The 21,692-nt window shown below is 34.0% G+C and carries 17 protein-coding genes; 10 read left to right on the forward strand and 7 right to left on the reverse strand.

Annotated features, from left to right (window positions below):
- Positions 1-73: 73 nt before the first annotated feature.
- The 5 genes from ACQKCJ_RS01830 to ACQKCJ_RS01850 all read right to left on the reverse strand — a co-directional run bounded on the left by ACQKCJ_RS01830 (position 74) and on the right by ACQKCJ_RS01850 (position 8,189).
- Positions 74-1,213: a cytochrome-c peroxidase gene (locus ACQKCJ_RS01830; RefSeq protein ID WP_427401226.1), complete on the reverse strand. Its 1,140-nt coding sequence runs from the start codon at positions 1,211-1,213 to the stop codon at positions 74-76.
- A 2-nt stretch (positions 1,214-1,215) separates the two neighbouring features.
- Positions 1,216-2,814 carry a DUF6850 family outer membrane beta-barrel protein gene (locus ACQKCJ_RS01835; RefSeq protein WP_427401227.1) on the reverse strand — a complete coding sequence of 533 codons (1,599 nt, stop codon included), beginning with the start codon at positions 2,812-2,814 and terminating at the stop codon, positions 1,216-1,218.
- 11 nt (positions 2,815-2,825) lie between these two features.
- Positions 2,826-4,133 carry a DUF4876 domain-containing protein gene (locus ACQKCJ_RS01840; RefSeq protein WP_427401228.1) on the reverse strand — a complete coding sequence of 436 codons (1,308 nt, stop codon included), beginning with the start codon at positions 4,131-4,133 and terminating at the stop codon, positions 2,826-2,828.
- Positions 4,134-4,147: 14 nt separating this feature from the next.
- Positions 4,148-6,820 carry a TonB-dependent receptor gene (locus tag ACQKCJ_RS01845; RefSeq protein WP_427401229.1) on the reverse strand — a complete coding sequence of 891 codons (2,673 nt, stop codon included), beginning with the start codon at positions 6,818-6,820 and terminating at the stop codon, positions 4,148-4,150.
- Positions 6,821-7,193: 373 nt separating this feature from the next.
- On the reverse strand, positions 7,194-8,189 hold the full coding sequence (locus ACQKCJ_RS01850; RefSeq protein ID WP_271334099.1) for an NAD(P)H-dependent glycerol-3-phosphate dehydrogenase: 996 nt from the start codon (positions 8,187-8,189) through the stop codon (positions 7,194-7,196).
- A gap of 158 nt (positions 8,190-8,347) precedes the next feature.
- Here ACQKCJ_RS01850 and ACQKCJ_RS01855 point away from each other — a divergent pair, with 158 nt between their 5' ends.
- Entirely contained in the window at positions 8,348-10,867 is a 2,520-nt protein-coding gene (locus tag ACQKCJ_RS01855) for a toxin-antitoxin system YwqK family antitoxin (protein ID WP_427401230.1), read from the forward strand.
- 255 nt (positions 10,868-11,122) lie between these two features.
- Here ACQKCJ_RS01855 and ACQKCJ_RS01860 read toward each other — a convergent pair whose 3' ends face one another.
- Complete coding sequence (locus ACQKCJ_RS01860) at positions 11,123-12,280, reverse strand: iron-containing alcohol dehydrogenase (RefSeq protein WP_427401231.1); 1,158 nt, start codon at positions 12,278-12,280, stop codon at positions 11,123-11,125.
- A 288-nt stretch (positions 12,281-12,568) separates the two neighbouring features.
- Positions 12,569-13,330: a type 1 glutamine amidotransferase domain-containing protein gene (locus ACQKCJ_RS01865; protein WP_271334102.1), complete on the reverse strand. Its 762-nt coding sequence runs from the start codon at positions 13,328-13,330 to the stop codon at positions 12,569-12,571.
- An 85-nt stretch (positions 13,331-13,415) separates the two neighbouring features.
- Here ACQKCJ_RS01865 and ACQKCJ_RS01870 point away from each other — a divergent pair, with 85 nt between their 5' ends.
- The 9 genes from ACQKCJ_RS01870 to ACQKCJ_RS01910 all read left to right on the forward strand — a co-directional run bounded on the left by ACQKCJ_RS01870 (position 13,416) and on the right by ACQKCJ_RS01910 (position 21,352).
- Complete coding sequence (locus ACQKCJ_RS01870; RefSeq protein WP_271334103.1) at positions 13,416-14,321, forward strand: LysR family transcriptional regulator; 906 nt, start codon at positions 13,416-13,418, stop codon at positions 14,319-14,321.
- Positions 14,322-14,407: 86 nt separating this feature from the next.
- The gene (locus ACQKCJ_RS01875) at positions 14,408-15,100 is read left to right on the forward strand and encodes an NUDIX hydrolase (RefSeq protein ID WP_271334104.1); all 693 of its coding nucleotides are present in this window, start codon (positions 14,408-14,410) and stop codon (positions 15,098-15,100) included.
- A gap of 74 nt (positions 15,101-15,174) precedes the next feature.
- Positions 15,175-16,002: a ribose-phosphate diphosphokinase gene (gene prs / locus ACQKCJ_RS01880; RefSeq protein WP_271334105.1), complete on the forward strand. Its 828-nt coding sequence runs from the start codon at positions 15,175-15,177 to the stop codon at positions 16,000-16,002.
- A gap of 76 nt (positions 16,003-16,078) precedes the next feature.
- Positions 16,079-16,414, forward strand: a complete 336-nt coding sequence (locus ACQKCJ_RS01885; RefSeq protein WP_271334106.1) for a hypothetical protein — start codon at positions 16,079-16,081, stop codon at positions 16,412-16,414.
- A gap of 2 nt (positions 16,415-16,416) precedes the next feature.
- Positions 16,417-17,277 carry a hypothetical protein gene (locus ACQKCJ_RS01890; RefSeq protein WP_271334107.1) on the forward strand — a complete coding sequence of 287 codons (861 nt, stop codon included), beginning with the start codon at positions 16,417-16,419 and terminating at the stop codon, positions 17,275-17,277.
- A 33-nt stretch (positions 17,278-17,310) separates the two neighbouring features.
- The gene (locus ACQKCJ_RS01895; protein ID WP_427401232.1) at positions 17,311-18,393 is read left to right on the forward strand and encodes an adenylosuccinate synthetase; all 1,083 of its coding nucleotides are present in this window, start codon (positions 17,311-17,313) and stop codon (positions 18,391-18,393) included.
- A gap of 9 nt (positions 18,394-18,402) precedes the next feature.
- On the forward strand, positions 18,403-18,930 hold the full coding sequence (locus ACQKCJ_RS01900; RefSeq protein ID WP_271334109.1) for an NADAR family protein: 528 nt from the start codon (positions 18,403-18,405) through the stop codon (positions 18,928-18,930).
- Positions 18,931-18,936: 6 nt separating this feature from the next.
- Positions 18,937-19,875: an ADP-ribosylglycohydrolase family protein gene (locus tag ACQKCJ_RS01905; RefSeq protein ID WP_271334110.1), complete on the forward strand. Its 939-nt coding sequence runs from the start codon at positions 18,937-18,939 to the stop codon at positions 19,873-19,875.
- Positions 19,876-19,882: 7 nt separating this feature from the next.
- Positions 19,883-21,352, forward strand: a complete 1,470-nt coding sequence (locus ACQKCJ_RS01910) for a nicotinate phosphoribosyltransferase (protein ID WP_427401233.1) — start codon at positions 19,883-19,885, stop codon at positions 21,350-21,352.
- Positions 21,353-21,692 lie beyond the last annotated feature (340 nt).

Consider the following 21,692-nt stretch of genomic DNA (forward strand, 5'->3'; position numbering starts at 1 on the left):
TCTTTTTTATTGTTTAAAATCTAAATAATGCCACTGAAAACGGTAACTGTTTACTGCAACTGAAAACTAAAAATTACTTCGGTAATTCAGGTGGTCTCATTTTATAAGCTCCGGTTGACAAGCTTGTAATAAAAGCTTCAAGCGCATTAACCTCTGATTGTTTCAATTGTAATTTTTGGATTAATCTCGAAGTTGTTGGGAACAAAGTATCATTCTCCTGGCTTTCTTTTCGTTTGGGTTGTGGCATTCCGGCATTGTACATATTCAGGACGCCACGTAAATTCGGGAACAAACCATTGTGCATATAAGGCCCATTTTGAGCAGCACCTCTTAGAGATTGGGTTTTAAATTCGCCTACATTTTCAGCTCTTCCGGTTACGTTATATCTTCCTAAATCCTCATATTCTCTTCCGTAATAAGTCAAACCTATATTATGGAATTTATTATCAGAGAAATTAGCGGTATTGTGGCAATTGATACAACGTGCTTTGGTACGGAATAAATGCAAACCTTCGACTTCTTTATTGTTTAATTGTGTAGAATCTCCCGCGACAAACTTATCAAATCGGCTTTTTGGGCTTATTAAGGTTCTTTCGAAAGTAGCAATGGCTTTTAGAATTTCGGTTTGAGATAGTTTTTCTTTTCCAAACGCCTTTTGAAAATAAGGTTTGTAGCCTTTTATCTTATTGAGTCTTTTTGTTGCTAAATCGATATGAAAGTTCATTTCTTTAGTATCCTTTATAGGAAAGCTCGCCTGATCTTCGAGCGTTGTTGCTCTTCCGTCCCAAAAGAAAACTTTCGCGTAGGCGATATTCATTAAACTAGGAGAATTTCTAATGCCTTGCAATCTTCCTTCTCCATAAGAAACTCTTCTGGCGTCTCCCCAATTGAGTTCAGGATCATGGCAATTGGCACACGAAATCTGCCCTGATTTCGATAATCTGGGATCAAAAAAGAGGATTTTACCTAATGCTGCTTTTTCCTCAGTATATTGATTGTCCTGAGGAAATTCAGGTTGGCCTAAAACGCCGATGTCTTCAAAACCTTGCGCATAAACAAGAGAATCTACTTCTGGTTTTGGCCATTTTTGATAATCCCCGCTGCTGTATAGTTTTTTTAATTCAGAAATAGAAAGCGTTGGGTTAATCTTAGTATAAGAAACGATAATAAGTGATAGTACCATTACCCCAATGGCAATAAACTTTGTTTTCATTTTTAATAATTTAATTGTACACCACACTGAATCCAATAGGTACTATTGGTATTGATAGTGGCATTGTAGTCATTTTGTTTTTTTAGTGCTATTTTTTCTTTAAAATTGGTAAAGAAAACCACTGTTTTGTTGTTTTTTACAGGATAGCTGTATTCTAATCGTATTGCCGGAGCAAAATAATTTGTTGTACTCACGACGTAATCATGAATAATGACCTCGTTTAGAAAAGCTGCATTTGTACCGCCGGAAGTATCATAATATTCTAATTTTGACGGAAGCGGGAAATACATATTAAAACTTACGGTGGAGTTTAATTTACTTTTTCCGAATGAAAAATCTTTGCTTGCAAATATTCCTGTATTAAGTGAGTTTATTTCAATATCATTTGTCGCCATGATATCACTGTACTGATTTTGCTGGTAAAGGATATCCAAACCAAATAAATAATCAATATGTGAGCCTGTTTTTTGCGAAACGGAGCTTAACCAACTAATTGCATTTAAACTGTTTTTGTAATTATAACCATTGTTTTTCAAATCGTAATTTTGAGCGTTGCTTTTGTCAAATTTTAATGTTGATTTGATCTCTTTTTTATCCCATTGATGCAAAGCAAATAGCTCAGCATGATTAGTAGTTGTTTTAATAGTCAGTCTTTGACTGTCTTCGTTGTCAAAAACGTCAGTATAGAAAGTATTATCTGATTTCTGATTGTAATATAAAACAGTGAACCGGGTGTTCTTATTGCTAAAGTTATACCCTAAACCAAGTTTGTTTTGAATATCCTTATAAAGAAATCGTGTACTGTTGTAATAATTAGATTTGAAATAATTGATAATTCTGCCATATCCTGTATTGAATCGTAAATATGTCTCCGGATTACCTTCGACATTTGAATGTGTATCCTTGTATTTATATGAAAAATCTTTATCAGATCTTGAGTAATCTGCCAGAGCAAAAACGTTATGGTTTTCTTTGAACTGATATCCCAGCTGTAATTCTCCCCCAATTTTTCGTGAAATAATTTCAGGCCTCGGATCCAGATTTCGACTGTATTTTCCGGTATTGTAATTAAGTTTTGCAGCAATAGATATCTTATTTGTAATATCCTTAGAAATTCCCCCGCTAATTTTATATTCCTGATTGGTCCAGTTGGCTTTTCTTGGAACGTAAAAATAATGAGGAAGAATAACCTCGTGGTCTTCAGAACGATCATCAGAAAGTACCCATCCCAAATCTTTTTCATCTGTTTTTTTAAGAGATAAATTACCAAACAAATTCCATTTAGATTTTGTTGTATAATATCCCTGAGCCAAAAACTGATAAGAATTAATTTCATTTGCTATCTGTTTTCTGGCAAATTCATTTTTTTGGTACTCGTATGATACTTCTGTAAAAGTGAAATCTTTGATATACTGCCTGGTATAATTGATAGGATATTTAAAAATTTGATTTTTAAGCTGGGCATCAATAAGATGATTGGTCACAATGATACTGTCCTGAGCTTGTACTGAAAAATGACTAATAATAACGAAAAGAAGTAATGCCCAATATTTCAGGGCATTACTTGTGGTATTAATGAGTGTAGGAGTTATGATTTTCATTAATGAAAATTTTAGTTGAATCCTCTTGGATTTGCTTTTGTTTCAACAAAATCGTTAGTTGAGTTATTGGTGTCTTGTAAAATAATTCTTCCTCCAATTGTTGTTTTTGTCTTTCTCATTACAGATTTTGAAGAATAAGAGCCGCTTGGTAAATAAGTATTTCCTCCATCTATGTGTGCAGGCATCTTTTTGGGTACTAGACCAGATCCTAGATCTTTTGTAAGCTCAACACCGTCTGTAAGTTTTGTAATTGGAATCTGTAAATATGCATTCTTCTCACCTTTAGGGTTTTTGTATTTCTTTAGACTTGAAAACTCAATAGCATTCATATTAAAAATGGCAAAAGCCTGTCTTCCGCTTGGATCCAGAATTAAATCATTGTTTCCATTTCCCCAATACGCAATTCCTAAATCTGGCACTGCCGGATTTTGAATGTCAAATTGATAAAGATCACCTACAGAAGTACCTAAAAAGGCTTCAAAATCAGCATTGCTTAAATCGACAGTTAATTCAGGATTTAATATACTTACAGATTTTCCTGTATTGTCGATATAGTTCGATTGGTGGTTAATAGCATTTTGTGCAATTACAATGCTTTTTCCTGGCTGTACCGGGTATTGTGTTCCGTTTCCTGGAATTTGCACAACATTAGAAGCATATACATAATCTTTATTTGCAGGATCACCCATTGTCATTTCTTCAGATTTGCTCCAGTCAAATTGACCTGTAGATAGTGTATAAGCAAATACTGTTGTAACATTCGTACCATATAATTGTGCGATATACAATCCGTCAGCATATTGTACTGCGTTTGAATTGTTGTAAATTTCAATAAACTGATCTCTAAAAACAGCCCCTTTTTTAGTGTCAGAACCACCATAGTAAATTTGCTTAATCACAAAGTCACCCACTTTTGACGTTTTCAGTGTAATATTTATTGGAGCAGTTTCTGTGTTTACCACTAAGCTTGCCGCGGCACCATTAAAATTAACTTCGGCTTCAGTTGGCGTATAGCCAAAAGTTGCTGTAAACTCATCAGTATGCATCACTTTTGTTGCAGAAACAGAATAGACACCAGGCAAAATCTGATTGAATTGTGCAGTACCATTATTGTCGCTTTCTACAGTGTATTTATTTCCTGTTTCGTTATTTACGATAAGAACAGTTGATTTTTTTACTGCAAGATTATTAAATGTCTCATCGTATTTAATTGTTATGGTAAGATTTACAGGTTTTAATGCCTCGTCATCGTTATTGCTGCAGGACTGAATCAGTAATCCTAACATGAAAGTTATAGTAATAAGGAATGTTTTTTTCATGGTATATATTTAGTTTAAAATTGATAATTAAGACTTGCTCCAAATGTGAGCGGGGCAATATTAGATAATACCTTCAGGCCGCTTGTGTCATAATAATAGGGCTTGAGATTTAAAAAGTTGGTAGAATAAAGCGAAACACTAAAACCATTTAAAAAATCCTTGGAAACTCTCAAATGAAAATTATGAAGAACGTTTTGAAGTTTGCTCTGCGTTTGGCCGGGATCTCTTATAAGATGTGCGTATTGCTGAATATTTGTTCTGTCTTCGAGCGGAATTTCATGATACACAAGTTCAGTGTCTAAATAACCGTTTAAAAAATTACCGGTAGGTGATTTGGAATTTCTTAATAAAACGTGTTCACTTCTCACAGAAACAAGCAAACCAACAGCCGGAATATGATAATTAAAATTAAAACTCGCTGTAAAATTATCCATCCAATAGTTTTTTTTATCATATACGCCGTATAGTTCAGATGAAAGAAGACTAGAGGAAGGGTAATATTCTTTTGCGTCTGAAAAATCTTTTGTCGAGGTATAAGAAGCATTCATACTTATATCCAGATTAAGCGCCTTTATTTTTTTGAAATTGATGGTCGTTTCCAAACCTTTATCCTCTGAGCTGCTGTTGTTTGTTATTGCATTGCTCATGTAGTAAAACTTCTCAGTTCCATTAATTTTATAAGTTGGAATCTCAGTTCCTGTAACGATGACCTCTGCTTTTGGAATTATTTTATAAACCGGAACCTGCTGACCAGAAAAACCATTAAAGAGTTTGTTGTAGTACCCTGTGAAATTAACAGAAGCAAAAGGCAGTTTAATATCTAAACCAAGCTCTGTTCGATACGATTTACTGGGTTTTAAGTTTAAATTATCTCCCGGAGTGATAATAGTTTGTATCCAGGCCTTTTGATAAATTCCGGGATAAGTATAAATGCCGCTTCCTACCAATTTATCAAAATAGCGTTCGCCTGTGTACAACTGGTTTAAGGAGGGTGCTTTTGAGGATATTCCTCCTCCGGCCCGTAATCTGACTATTTTGTTGAGCGTATAAGATGAATTTAAACGGGGCTGTAAAGAAACACTTCCCATCTGGTTGTCAAAGCGTAAACCGAAGTCAATATTTAAAAGTCGATCGTTTTCAAAATTTTTAAATATTCTGTCCTCCAGGTAAGCAGATGTCTGATATTCTGTTTTTGTTTGACCAAAGTCATAATCTCTATAGGCAAGAGTGCCGGATCCCTCTTTTCCAAGTGTGTAATAGTTAACTAATCCGGTGGCAGCATTTTTTCTTCCTTCTCCTTTATTGGCACTCATTCTGTTCGAAATTCCAAAAACAAGACTATGGATCCAATTGTTTTTGTTGGTCAAAGTTTTTGTCGTTTCCAGTGTTAAAAATGTCGAGATAGGAATGCCTTCTACAGTGTTAATACTCGTGTACTGCGAAGGAACAATGATAGCTTCATGTATGCCTTCCTCACGACTATCAGTTGCAGCAGAAGTATAGGTGTTAAGCCATCTTTCTCTACGGCTAAACTGTCGGTCATAACTCAAACCCGCGTTTACGTTAATTCCATCAACCCATAAATTTTTAGGCTTCCACATTAAATTATTCGATAGAGAAAAACCTTGCTTTTCGTTTTTTACTACAACAGCCGTAATATCATCAGGATCACTTTTTGCATCATCCAGATTCATTCTAAAAGAAGTGTTTACTGTGTTTTTTATAGTAGCATCGTTGTTTTTATACTGCCAGGATATGCTTCCGTTTACCCTTTGAAAATTTAAAATATTATCTCTGGGATCAGCTTTGGCATCCAGATAGTTAATGCCAAAATTCATTGCGTTGTTAGAATTGAGTTTTACCCCTTTGGTTAAATTAAGCTGTGATGTTGCATCTCTTATCGATGCAGAAACACGGTACGGACTATTTCCAACCTTTGTAGTTATTAAAACAAGTCCAGAAGTCATATCACCGTATTTGGCGGAAGCAATTCCCTGAATGACTTTTATTTCCTCAATATTATTAGTTGATATCTCTCTTAAATCAACTCCTTTATTTGTGTTGGTAAAAGTGTTGATTTTTGTGCCAAAATCATTTGCTAAACCTGAATTTGGATTAAAAGCCTGCATATTCTCGTTGTTGGAAATTGGGATATCATCCATTACAAAAGAAGTCCCAAAAGCTTTCGCTGCATAAGAAAGTGAAGTTTCTGATGCGGTTCGGAAAACAATATTTTTAAACTCATTCAGATTAAATTTCGTAGTAGTTTGCCCGGGAAGCTGCTGTAAAACATCATCGAGCGAGAAAGCCTGAACGTTATTAATGGCATTTGTGCCCAATGTCAACTCAGAATATTTTCTTTCCTTATTAGCCGTAACCACAACTTCTTTAAGGCGAAGTGTATTATCTTCTAAAGAAACGGTAATATTGTTTTCATTGTTTTTTAAAACGATATTAGACTCCATTTTTCCTAACAACGAAAAATTAAGCTCTATATCTTCAAAATAAGGAATTGTAATTATAAATTTTCCGTTTTTATCGGAAATACTCCAGTTGTCAGATTTCATATCACGAATAAAAACGCCCGACAACGTTGTGGAAGTTTCCTTGTCTATAACTTTACCCGTTATCACTCTTTGAGAAAAAACAGAAGTAGAAATTAGAAAGAATAGTAAAATAGAACGCATTGTTTTTAATTAGAATCAATAAAAATAATAACGCAAATGTATCAATAATTTTGTGCGAAGCAACTAAAAATAAGGGATTGTAGAATTGTGAAACCTGTGATTTGTGAGAAAAAGATAGAGGGTAAGTTTTTGAAAATTGGATGTATCTCGTTGATAAACAGGAAAATGTTGTTTTGGAGGTTTTGTAAGAGCAAGGAGATCTTTTTTTTGGAGTAAGATGTAGGTTTGATGTATTATAAGAGAAAGTATTTCTTGTTAATTCTTGTGGTTTTTCTCTTGTTGCTCTGTGGTTTTAAGAAGTAGGTAAACAAAAAAAGAGTCAAGAAAATTAATTTTCCTGACTCTTTTTATAAAAATTAAAGTAGTCTATATCTTAATCCAAAGATTCTGTTAGTTTTTTAAAGACAGATTTAGCATCTTTTCCTTCATATAGAACTGCATAAACTGCATCGATAATTGGAGTATGAGCTCCATATCCCTGATTTAGTTTGTAGGCACTTTTAGTAGCATAATAACCTTCAGCAACCATACTCATCTCCATCATGGCGCTTTTTACTGTATATCCTTTTCCAATCATGTTTCCGAACATTCTGTTTCTTGAGAATACAGAATATCCCGTAACTAATAAATCGCCTAAATAAGCTGAATCATTAATGTTACGTTTCATTTTGTGCACTTTTTTAATGAATTTTTTCATCTCACGAATTCCGTTACTCATCATAACCGATTGAAAGTTATCACCATAACCTAAACCATGTGCAATTCCGGCTGCAATGGCATATATATTCTTAAGCATAGCAGCATATTCAGTACCAATAATGTCATCAGAAATTTTTGCTTTGATATAGTTTCCGGACAATGATTTAGCAACAATACTGGCTTTGTCAGGATCACCGCAAGCAATTGTCAGATACGAAAGTCTTTCTAAAGCAACTTCTTCTGCATGGCAAGGACCAGTAATAACACCAATATTGTAATAAGGAATGTCGTATTGAATATGAAAATGCTCCCCAACAATTAAACTCGTTTCAGGAACAATTCCTTTAATAGCCGAAAAGATGATTTTATCAGCCAAAGAAACCGTTAAGTTTTTTAGTTCAGCATCTAAGAAAGCAGACGGAATAGCGAAAATTACATAATCGGCATATTCAATTGCTTCATTTATATTGTTAGTTAATTTAAGTTTTTTAGTGTCAAATTCAACTGAACTTAAATAATTTGGATTGTGTTTGTATTTCTGGATATGCTCTATCGCAGCATCATTACGCATGTACCAAGCAATTTCTGAAAGATTCACGCATAACATCTTTGCAATTGCTGTTGCCCAGCTTCCTCCTCCAATTACTGCAAATTTTAAATTTTCGCTCATTATTTTAATAATTTAAAACAAAAGTACTTAATAATGTAGTAATAATACAAAATCTGATTTAAGAAAATTCCAAAACAGACGTTAAGTTTTTTTTGCCATTAAAACAGAAAAACTAATTTTTAATAAATGAGGACAATCTTTTGCACAAAAAAGGAGAAATGAATGAAAAATTATTATTTTTGATGAAATTTCTTTCAAATATGACTAGTAAAATTTTCAGCCTTATTTTGGTATTCACTACCGGACTTTCTTTCTCGCAAAACGCAGAACCCATTTATTTTGATAAAAATTGGAAAGAAACTTCTAAGGCAAAGGCTTCTTTTTATAGAATTAATCCATCAAAAAAATTAGATGATCTGGTTTTAATCGAAGATTTCTACCTTAATAAAACTCCTCAATTTCAAGGATATTCTTTTCAAAACGACGAAAATAGTTATGTTGGAGATATTGTCTGGTATGATGGAAACGGTTTTGACTTATCTGTCTACCAGTTTTATAATAATTCAGCTGCTTCAGTCTTGACATATTATTATCCAGATGGAAAAAGGCTTAAAACGATTCCGTATAAAAAGGGTAAAAAAGACGGAGAGCACATTGTCTATCATCAGGACGGAACCATTTTAATAAAAGGAAAATACAGTAAAGGAAAACCTGTTGAAGGAGATTTTGAAGAAGTTAGAAACTGGGAGGATTACAGAAGCAATAAGTCAGAAAGTGAAGCTAATGAGGAAAATGAACTTTTAACCGAAGCGACACCTGTAGTTGAGTATTCTGCCGGAACTAAAAAAAAGGTTATAACGAAAATAATTAAGAGCAAGATCTTCTGGATTAATTCTAAACAATTGGCGCAGGAAACCTGGTACGATATTGAGTATGACCGGATGCATCGTTTTAAACAGGTAAATTATGATGTCACGGGAAAAATACTGCAAACAATCGGGCAAGCTGATTTTGAAGAATATAGTGGGAACATTTCAAATGGTATTGCGTATGAATATTATGTTCAGAATCAATTTGCAGTCGCCATCAAATCGAAAACAGCTTATAAAGGACGAGAGAAATCAGGAGAAAAAATTAAATATTATCCCAACGGTAAAATTCAGGAATTTACTAAATATATAAATGGTAAAATAGTGGACGATGAGATTGTTTATGATAAAAATGGTACTGTAATGCAAAAACGAACCTATAAAGACGGAGAACCATTTGAAGGTAACTTTAATGAAAATTTTTCCGGAAGTCTGATCATTAATTCGAATTATGTAAAAGGCTTAAAAGAAGGAGAAGCCATCGTAAAAACCGATGAAGACAGTATTGTTACTAAAGGGATTTATAAAAACAACAAACCCTATAAAGGAACCTTTATTGTAAAAACGGGTGAAGATACGCATGAGTTAATTCAGGTTACAGACTTTAAGAAAAATGGTCTGCAAAAAATCTTTAATTATAATATTGATAATATTATTGAAACGTATACTTGTGTAAATGATATTGTAGATGGTGAAACTATTTTTTATAGCAACGGCGAAATTACCGGAAAGATCGAATATAAAAACGGTTTGCCTTACAATGGAAAATTAGTAGAAGGCGAAACTGCGACAGTCTACAAACAAGGAGCAATTACCGATGAAATCTTTTATAGAAATAAATATGAAAGAACAGATGAAAATGATATTCTCAAGTCTAAGAGTTTTACCAACGGAAAACTCACTAAAATAGTGAATAGCTCCTTTACGATTGCAGATAAAGTTCAGGATTCTTATGAGGGAATTTATAAAAACGAACAACCTTATTCAGGATATTTTTCTACAGAGCAGCGTGAATTTAATTATGTTGATTATTATGAAAATGGTATAAAAAAGTATCAGTATTCTAACAACTATCTGGAGAATCTGGAGAAATACCAACATCCGTATTATGATATTAAATCGACTTATAAAGAAGGAAAAATAATTGATGGCGTAGAATACATAAAATTAGACCGCCAGTTTATTTCGAAATATTGGAAAAATGGAGTTTTACAAAGTTATGATGTAGATCTTTTTGCGATGCATTACTTTAATCGTTTTCATTTTGAACTGAAAAACAACAGTATTGAAATAACAGAATTTAAGAAAAAACAAAAAGGGAGAATTACGAGAGAAAAAATCGGTGATAAATATACAAGCCAATTAATTATAGGGGATAAAGTCGTAATGTCAAGTTCGTCAATCGACCTGGACAATGAAATGCCGGAACAAATGGGCAGTATTATGTATTATGAATCAGACCAAATAATCAAAGCTAAAGTTATAGACTCTAAAGAAACAGATTATGAAGGCCGACGAGAATCAGAGATGTTTTACGAAATATTTGCATCAACGGTTAATAGCTCTAAAACAACAGAGGAAAATTTCAATTCGATAGCACAGGATTTTTCGACAAGCAAAAATATAGAAGCCATGTTTGGTAAAGGCGATAATGCCGATGTACTAACTGGATTAAGATTTAATGAATTAAAAAAGCCCGAAATGGGAATTCTGGTAGTCAAAAGCAACAGTACTTCCTATAATCTAAAATCATTTTTCGACGGAAAAGTTTTGGAAGAAAAGAAGAATATTGATATAAAAAATATTAGGGAAGAAGTAAAAAAATTGAATTCCGTCCTTGAAAAAAAATTAAATGAAAGCTTTAAATAAGAGCTTTCCTGAAAGCTATTGTTTGAATCTCAAATTTTTTTTTGTCACTAACACAATAAAAACAAAACTCTTACGTTGTAACTTATTATAAATTAGAATTTTAATGAGTTTAGCAAAAATTGAGTTAGTTAGTTTTGTTTTAGTATTGTAAAAAGGCGCTCCTGAAAATTCAAGAACGCCTTTTTTTATTTTACGGTTTACGGTCACAGTTTTCAGTGTGAACTGAGACTAAATTCTGCGACTGAATACTATTTATTAGTAACTCATCTCAACAATCGATTTTACCTTATCTAAAGTAATCAATTGTTTTTCTCCCAAGCCTTTCCAGCCTCTTTCATCAAAACGATTTACGATAAAATCGGCTGTTTTGCTGTAATCGTCTACATATTGAGAAAGTTTGGTATCCATGCCCATAGTATGGAAAAACTCAACCGTTTTATCGATTGCTTCTCTGGCTACTTCTTCATCAGAACCGGTTAGGTTGAAAATTCTTCTTCCGTATTGTGCCAGTTTCTCTTTTTTAGTATCAAACATCACGTTGTATAAACTTGGACCTACGATAGCTAAAGTTCTTGCGTGATCGATACCGTATAGCGCCGTTAATTCATGACCAATCATGTGAGTTGCCCAGTCAGACGGAACACCTTTCTGGATCAATCCGTTTAATGCCATCGTACAGCTCCACATAAAGTTAGAAGCCAAAGCATAATCAGTTGGGTTTTCTACCACTTTAGGTCCAACTTCAATCAAAGTTTGTAGAATTCCTTCAGCGATTCGGTCCTGCAAATAACCTTCGTGCGGATAAGTTAAGTATTGTTCCATTACGTGTGTATAAGCATCGACAACACCATTTTGCAATTGTCTTTTTGGTAAAGAGGCAATAACCGTAGGATCGCAAATAGAGAATTTTGGGAACATTGCGCTTCCGCCAAAAGCCAGTTTTTCCTGAGTTGACTGGATCGTAACCACGGCTCCTGAATTCATCTCGCTTCCCGTTGCCGGCAAAGTCAAAACAGTTCCAAAAGGCATTGCATTATCCTTAATCAGCAAACGTTTTTGCAAAATATCAATCGGATTTCCGTCAAAGTTCACAGCAGCCGAAATAAATTTCACGCCATCAATAACAGATCCGCCACCAACAGCAAGGATAAAATCGATTTTTTCTGCTTTAATCACTTCAACAGCTTTCATTAAAGTTTCAAAATGAGGGTTGGGTTCGATTCCGCCAAATTCTACAATATCAAAACCTTTTAGATTGTTGATTACCTGTTCGTGAATTCCGTTTTTAAAGATACTTCCGCCACCATAAGCCAATAAGATTTTAGCATCTTTTGGTACTAAAGTCGAAAGTTTTTCTATTTGTCCTTTTCCGAAGATTAAATTCGTAGGATTGTATAATTCAAAGTTTAGCATTTTTTTTTAGAGTTTCTGTGCTGATTAGCTAAGTTTTCTGATCTTAGTAACCCAACATCTTTTTTATTAATATTCAATGAGATCTTACGTCTCTAAGTTTTTTTTAAGTGATTCAAAACTTAGCAACTTAGAACCTTAATGCCTTAGCACCTTTTTTAAGTTTCTAAGATGCTAAGTTTCTATGGGACTAAGTTTTTTGCTTACTCAATATCTAAGAATCTGAGCATCTGTTTGTTATTATCTTTTAATTAATTTATAAGCGCTATTTTTCAAAATCTTAGAACCTTTTTACTTCAATTTTTTCAATAATTTACCGGCTACTAATTTAGACGATGCCGGGTTTTGTCCTGTAATCAAAAGACCATCTTCTACAGCATAAGGCGCCCAGTTTGGTCCTTTAGAAAATTTAGCTCCATTTTGAGTCAAAGCATCTTCTAATAAAAACGGAACAACTTTGGTTAAGCCAACTGCTTCTTCCTCTTCATTTGTAAAACCGGTTACGTTTTTACCTTTTACTAAAAATTCGCCATTTACTTTTACGTTTTTCAAAACTGCCGGAGCGTGACAAACAAAAGCTACAGGTTTTTTATGATTATAGAAAGACTCGATTAAGGCGATTGAGTTTTTATCCTCTACTAAATCCCAAAGTGGTCCATGACCTCCAGGATAGAAAACAGCATCGTAATCTTTTTGGTTAATCGTCGAAAGCTTGTGCGTGTGTTTTAATTTTTCCTGTAATACCTTATCAGTATCAAAACGTTTCGTATCTTCTGTTGCAGATGCCGGGTCAGCACTTTTCGGGTCAATTGGAGGCTGACCTCCAAGCGGAGTTGCTATTGTAATTTCGACTCCCTGATCTAATAATTCATAATAAGGTGCAGCTAATTCTTCTGACCAAAATCCTGTTTTCTCCCCTGTATTGCCCAGTTTATCGTTACTGGTTACAACAAATAATACTTTTTTCATACCTTTTTTATTTGATTTTTGGGCCATAACTGAAATGTTAGAAGCTCCGAATGCTATAATTGCGAGTAATGCTATTCTTTTCATAGTTTTAAATTTTTATCAAATTTACAGCTTAAGTGATATTTGTAAAAATAAAATAAACTATGTTTGTTATAAAAATATTTATATCATGGTCAATCTTGAATGGTACAGAACTTTTAAATCTGTTTATAAAAACGGTAATTTTTCAGTTGCTGCAAAGGAATTGTTTATGAGTCAGCCAGCGGTAAGTCAGCAAATCTCCATGCTTGAAGCTCATGTTGGTTATAAGTTATTTAATAGAAAATCGAAAGGGGTCGAAGCAACCGAATATGCTAAGTTACTCAATAATTTAATTATCGATGCCCTCGATCGGTTAGAAAATGTCGAAAATGGTTTTCGGGCTAAAGCGCAGGATTCTAATCGGTTAATATCTGTTGGCGTTTCAAAAGATCTGTTTGATAGTTTGGGAAGCGTTTTAATTACCAGCTTTGATTTTATCGATTTTACCTTCGCAGATAATGATGCCCTTTTTGCATTAGTGGATGCTAAAAAACTCGATTTCGCCATCATGACCAAAAGATTTGACACATTTGACACGATTCAGGAGATCGTTGGAAAAATTAAATTGGTAATGGTCGCATCTATGAATTTAGAAGCAACAGAATTTCGTCAGAAATTAAAAGCAGATAATTTTACAGAAACAGAACAATGGCTGAACGAACAAAAATGGTATTGTCATGATGCCAGAATCTCGCATATAAAAATATTTTGGCTCCACGCTTTCAATAAAAAAAGACCCTCGATGGTACCTAATTATATTATTCCGTCAGAATCTGAAATGCTCGAAATACTGTCAAAAAATTCAGGAGTAGCCATAACCTGGAATTGTAATGCGAGAAAGCATATTAAAGAAAATAAGCTGCAATTGCTTTGGAATAGTTTTCACGTTCCAGAGGAATACGTATATTTATTAACCGCTAAAAACAATAACTTAAGTTCTTTTTTTGATACTATTACAAAAGAGTTAAAATTGTTTTTAGGGAATAGATTATAATTTTTTTAGCCACAAATTTTTTGCTGATCAATTGAATATTAATTCGTGAAAATTAGTGCGATTCGTGGCAAACCCTTTTTTAAGTTATGGAAAATTTACAAAATATTAGAGTTGCTGTTGATGCCATTGTTTTTGGCTATAAAAACAACAATTTGTACGTGCTTTTAATTGAGCAAAAGTTTGGTTCTGCTGATAAATATTGGGCTTTGCCCGGTGGTTTGGTAAAAGAAGACGAATCATTAAGTAATGCCGTAATTAGAGAACTTCATGAAGAAACCAATGTTCAGTTGACTTTTATGGAGCAATTGTACACTTTTGGAGATGATATTCACAGAGATTCCAGAAACCGTGTTATTTCAGTTGCTTATTATGCTTTAGTCGAAGCTTCGAATTTAGAAATCAAAGCAGATACAGATGCTGAAAGGGTACAATGGTGCAAAATAGATGAAATTCCTTCTTTGGCTTTTGACCATAATTTAATTATCGAAAAAGCAATCGCGAGACTAAAGGCAAAACTAACTTACGAACCAATTGGTTTCGATTTATTGCCTGAGGAATTTTTGTTCTCAGATTTAGAAAATCTCTATTGTACTATTTTAGAGAAAGAAATTGACCGACGTAACTTCAGAAAAAAAATCCTTAGTTATGGTTTTTTAGATCAGACAGATCATTTTTCGCCCATAAAAAACGGAAGACCGGCAAAGCTTTTTCGGTTTAATCAATTGAAATATAGTGATTTAATTAACAAAGGTTTTCACTTCGAAATAAAGTTTGCGTAATTTTTACACAAAATAAATTGTTTATTTAAAATAATAATCTACATTTGCGTATAATTAACGCAAACTAAAAAGCTATGATACTTAACCTAGGCCCAAAATTCACTCCGATCCTTAATCAGGAAGAAATTAAATTTCAAAGTTTTACATTTTCTGGCGGAGAACCACATATCAAAATTGATCCTAATTTTGATACCACTCAAAAAGTAACGATTACACACCGATTAAATTCATTCAACGATTTAGGTTTATTGTGTATCACAGTAGATGCTTTGCGTAGAATGGATGTTAAAATAATCGATTTGTTTATTCCGTATTTTCCGGCAGCAAGACAAGATCGTGTGATGATCAAAGGAGAATCTCTTTCTGTAAAAGTGTATGCTGATATCATAAACGGACTTCAATTGAATAAAGTTTTTGTTTTTGATGCGCATTCTGAAGTTACTCCTGCATTGGTAAACAATTGCGAAGTGATTCCGAATCATATTTTTATCGCAACGGTTTTGAAAGAAATTGGCAAAAACGTAAAATTGATTTCTCCAGATGGTGGAGCCCTTAAAAAAATCTACAAAGTTTCTGAGTTTTTAGGCGGAATTGATGTAGTAGAATGCAGTAAAAGCCGTGATGTAAAAACCGGAAGATTATCTGGATTCAAAGTTTACGAAGACGATCTAAACGGAATCGATTGTTTGATTGTTGATGATATTTGCGATGGCGGCGGAACTTTCGTTGGCTTAGCCGAAGAATTAAAAAAGAAAAATGCCGGAAAATTATATTTAGCCGTAAGCCACGGAATCTTCAATAAAGGATTTGAAGTTTTAAACTGCTTCGATAAAATATTTACCACCAATTCAGTAAAAGATTTCGAAGGAGAAGAAGTCGAAGTTATTAAAATTACTGTTTAAAAAGGTTTCAAGTTTCAAGTCTCGTGAGAACGTGAAACCTGAAACAAAAAAAACTATAACCAAACAACTAGAAATTATGAGCGATGATTTAAAACCAAGATTTATTGAATCTTTAAAAAGAAACAATGATCAGATTAGAGAAGACAGAGCCAAAACAATTGGTGAAGATTCTGAATTAATATACAGACGCCGAGTTGAAGATGTTGAATTGAAAATAAAAAGATTAGAAAGAGAGCAAGAAGGACTTATAGATATTAGTCCGCTGGATAAAAACAGTTTGACTTTTGCTGATTTTCAACCCGAAGCATTTGTTCAAAAAGATATGGAATTATCATTAACAATCAGAAATTTAAACATTCAGTTTGAAGTGACAAAAAAGAGATTCGAGTATTTATTTGGTAAAACATTTTAGTTATGGGAGGTACAAGATATGATTTAGGTGCTCGTTCAAGCAGAGCGGCAGCAGCAGGTTACGGATCAAAATCTGCAAGTGAGATTTTTACGCAAAATTCTTTACGAATGGCGCATGAATCTATGAATCCAAACGGAATTACTTTTAGAGAAGCCAGAGATTCTGAAGTGCATCCTAATACAGTTCCTATTATTTTGGGATTGGATGTTACGGGAAGTATGGGACACATTCCGCATGAATTGATCAAAGATGGACTTCCTAAATTAATGGGAGGAATCATTCAGGGCGGTGTTCCGGATCCGGCATTATTGTTTTTAGGAATTGGCGATCACGAATGCGACAGATATCCTTTGCAGGTTGGACAATTTGAGTCTGGCGATCAGGAACTGGATATGTGGCTGACGAGAACCTATATCGAAGGCGGTGGAGGAGGAAACGCAGGCGAAAGTTATTTATTAGCCTGGTATTTTGCCGCTTTTCATACCAAAACCGATGCTTTCGAAAAAAGAGGTCAAAAAGGATTGTTGTTTACCGTAGGTGATGAACCTAATTTAGAAACACTTCCGGCATCTGCCATAAAAGAAATTATGGGCCAGGGACAGCAAACGTATACGCATCTTGAATTATTAAAAGAAGCGCAGAAACGTTATGAAGTGTATCATATTAGTGTATTGCATTCTGATCAGGCGATAAGAGCAAATGTAGCCTGGAAAGAGTTATTAGGACAAAACTGTTTGTCTATCGAAGATCATAAAGAAATCCCGAATGTAATTAAGAAAATCATTTGTGATAAACATAAAAGTTCAGGATTAGGCTTAGGAACAATTCCGCTTGACGGATTAGATAATATAGAAATGCTTTAAATATTTCTATGTGTTTAAATAATATTTTATAAAATGAAAACAGCACAAATAGTTATAGGTTTAGGATTTGGTGATGAAGGAAAAGGAATCACGACAGATTTTCTGGCGAAGCAAAATCCTGAATCTATAGTTATTCGGTTTTCAGGAGGTCAGCAAGCAGCGCATACAGTAATGATTGGCGATAAAAAGCACGTTCATTCGAGTTTTGCCAGTGGTGCGCTTCGCGGTTTACCTTCTTATTATAGCGAACATTGCACGATTCATCCGGTTTTTTTATTTAATGAAAGAAAAGAACTCGAAGAATTAGAAGGAAATACGGAACTTCATATTCATCCTTTAGCCAAAATTACAACACCTTTTGATGTTTGGCAAAACCGAACTAACGTTAGAAACCTCGATCACGGAACTTGTGGAAAAGGAGTTGGAGCGACAATGAAGCGTAATGAAGGTCAATACAAATTATTCGCCATAGATCTGATCGCGCCTCGACAGATGCTTTTAGCAAAACTGGAAAAGATAGCCTATTACTACGGTTTTCTAAATGAAAGTGAAATAGACGAAGAAGTCAGTCATTTCCTTGAAGTGATTGATGAAATAAAATGGAATATCAGCGATTACAGCTTTTTAAAAAACTACCAAAATCTTATTTTCGAAGGAAGCCAGGGTATTTTACTCGACATGGATCACGGTGTTTTCCCGAATGTAACATACGCCAATACAACTTCAAAAAATGCGTATGAAATATGCAAAAAGCTGCAAATAGAAGATATAGAAATCTATTATGCGACTAGAAGTTATGCAACCCGACACGGAAGTGGATGGATGAGTAATGAAAGAGAATTAAAATTAAAAAATAACGAAGAAGAAACCTGTATTCATAATGAGTTTCAAGGCGAATTGCGAACTGGCGATTTAGATTATGATCTTTTAAATTATAGTTTAAAGTTAGATGCAGCTTATAGTCCAAACGCAAAAAGAAATCTGGTGATAACCTGTATGGATCAGATTGAAAAGGATTATGAATTTGAAAAGTTAACTACAGAATTTACTGAAATCTACGGATCATTTTCACCCGATTCTAAAGATTTTAAACAGCTAACTTCTTTGTTTCAATAAAGAGAAAAAATGAAATATACTATAGAAAATATAACCTCGGAAAGTAAGTTTTTATTTTTCTGGGGACACCAGCCCAATAATGACGGAAGCATTTCTAAAACTTGCTTTAGTCAATGGTGGTTAAGTTCTTTTGAAGTCGATAATGTGACTTATCAAACTGCAGAACACTGGATGATGGCCAAGAAAGCCGAATTGTTTAAAGATGATACAATTTTGGATAAAATCCTTCAGGCAAAATCTCCTGCCGAAGCCAAAAAGTTTGGAAGGGAAGTAAAACATTACAATGAAAACCTTTGGTTAGCCGCAAGATTTGACATTGTCAAGGAAGGAAATTATCATAAATTCAATCAAAACCCGGAGTTAAAAACTTTTTTGCTCAATACAAAAGACAGGGTTATAGTAGAAGCAAGTCCGGTCGATGCCATTTGGGGAATCGGGATGGCTGGTGATCACAAAGATGTTTTCAATCCTGCGAAATGGAGAGGTTTAAATCTTTTGGGGTTTGCTTTGATGGAAGTTAGGGATGAATTGAAATAAGATATAATGGAAAATAAAATTGAATCTGGTTTGTTTGGTGTTGCAATTGGTGATGCTTTAGGTGTTCCTGTTGAATTTAAATCAAGAGAATATTTAAAAATAAATCCAGTTATTGATATGATGGGTTTTATGTGCTGGCATCAGCCGCCTGGAACATTTAGCGATGATAGTTCTTTGGCTTTTTGTACTGCCGAGAGTTTATGCAAAGGTTTTGACATTGAAGATATGGGAATAACTTTTGTAAAATGGATGCAGGAAGGATATTGGGGAGCGCATAATAAAGTATTTGATATTGGCGGAACGACAAAGCATTCTTTAGCACGAATTGTCAGAGGTGATTTGGCGAAGGATTCAGGTAATTTTTTTGAGGAAGATAACGGAAATGGTTCTTTGATGAGAATTTTGCCATTAGTATTTTATCTTCAAAAAGAAAAGGATATTGAAGTTGTTTATAAAAGCGTAAAAGCAATATCCTCCATCACTCATGCGCATTTTCGTTCAGTATTTGCTTGTTTTATTTATGTTGTTGTATGCCTCGAAATTTTAAAAGGGAAAAACAAAGCTGATTCGTATAAGGAAATGCAAAATATTCTTTCGAAATTTCTAAAAGACAAGGAATATAATCCAAAGGAAATTCAGTTATTTGATAGAATTTTACAAAATAATATTTCCGAATATCCTGAAAATAAAATTGAGTCCTCTGGTTACGTATTGCATAGTTTAGAAGCGAGTTTGTGGTGTTTCCTACACTCAGATTCTTATGAAGAAACTGTTTTAAAAGCGGTTAATTTAGGCGGAGATACAGATACAACAGCGGCAATTGCAGGAGGTTTGGCAGGAATTTATTACGGAATTGAAAATATTCCACAAAAATGGATTGAAGGTTTGGCAAGAGCCAATGATATAAAAGATTTAGCAGAACGATTATCAAAAAATATTAAATAAAAATACCATGAACCCACTATTATTAACAGACGGTTACAAAGTTGACCACAGAAGACAATACCCCGATAAAACAACATTAGTATATTCTAACTGGACACCTAGAAAATCAAGAATCGAAGGAATTGATGAGGTGGTGTTTTTTGGATTGCAATATTTTATTAAAAAATATATTATTCATGATTTTGATGCTGATTTTTTCAAACAGCCAAAAGAAGAAGTAGTTAAAAAATACGCCCGCAGAATCAATAATTATTTAGGTGAAAACCAGGTTGGGACAAAACATATCGAAGATTTACACGATTTAGGATATATCCCAATGGTTTTTAAGGCATTGCCGGAAGGAGCAAGCGTACCTTTGAGAGTACCAATGTTTACAATGTACAATACGATTCCGAAATTTTTCTGGTTGACCAATTATTTCGAAACGTTGCTTTCTGCCGTGGTTTGGTTGCCATGTAATTCAGCTACAATTGCCAGAGAATATAGAAAAGTTCTGGGCAAATACGCTGATGAAACTTCATCAGTTCCTGAATTTGTAGATTGGCAGGCGCACGATTTCTCTATGAGAGGAATGGGTGGAATCGAAGCAGCAATAACTTCTGCAGCCGGACATTTGTTGAGTTTTACAGGTTCTGATACAATTCCGGTAATTGATTTCTTCGAAGATTATTACAACGCCAATTCTGATCAGGAATTAATCGCAGGTTCAGTTGCAGCAACAGAACACTCTGTAATGTGTATGGGAACTACCGAAGGTGAATGCGAAACTTTCAAAAGATTAGTTACAGAGGTTTATCCTAAAGGAATTGTGTCTATCGTTTCTGATACCTGGGATTTATGGAAAGTTTTAACCGATTATTTACCACGTTTAAAAGAAGACATTATTGCCAGAGAAGGTAAAGTAGTCATTCGTCCTGATAGTGGTGATCCGGTTGATATCATCTGCGGAAATCCGGAAGGAAAAACCGAAGAAGAAAAAAAAGGTGTAATTGAGCTGCTTTGGGATGTTTTTGGAGGCACAACGAATGCAAAAGGATATAAAGAGCTTATTCCTCAAATTGGCGCTATTTACGGTGATAGTATTACCGTAGCAAGATCTATCCAAATTTGCGAAAGATTAAAAGAAAAAGGATTTGCTTCTACTAATGTTGTTTTGGGAATTGGATCATTTACTTACCAATACAATACCAGGGATACTTTTGGTTTTGCGATGAAAGCAACATACGGAGAAGTGGATGGAGAAGGAAGAGCAATTTTCAAAGATCCAATCACGGATGACGGAACTAAAAAATCTGCCAAAGGATTAATGAAAATTGATTTAGTTGATGGTGTATATCATTTAACCGATAATGTTTCATGGGAAGAAGAAAAACAAGGTGAATTGAAAGAAGTTTTCAGAGACGGAAAACTTTTAGTTGATCAGTCTTTGAGTGATATTAGAACGAGAGTTAAAAGTGATATTAATGTTGAAGCATAATAAGCAGTTTGATTATTATTTGAATTAATAATCTCGGAGAGATGATATATTTATAGAAATTTAAAGATTGTTCTAAGAAAAACCCCATCGGGGTGATATATTTGACAATCAAATGTAAGCGCAATATCGCTCCGTTGGAGCTTTAATCTTGTGTACATATTTGCTGTAAATATTATGCTCCGATGGAGCTTATTGTGATAATTGCATAAAAAAACGAAAGCCTGAATTTAAAATTCAGGCTTTTTTTTGTTTCTTATCATTCGTTGCCTTCAACGGATTAAAATCAGTTAAATATATCATTTCTCTGAAATCGTTCTTCAATAACGTTCCGTCGAAACAA

Origin of the sequence: Flavobacterium sp. NPDC079362 (genome assembly GCF_050267765.1) — a bacterium.
Lineage (GTDB): Bacteria > Bacteroidota > Bacteroidia > Flavobacteriales > Flavobacteriaceae > Flavobacterium > Flavobacterium azizsancarii.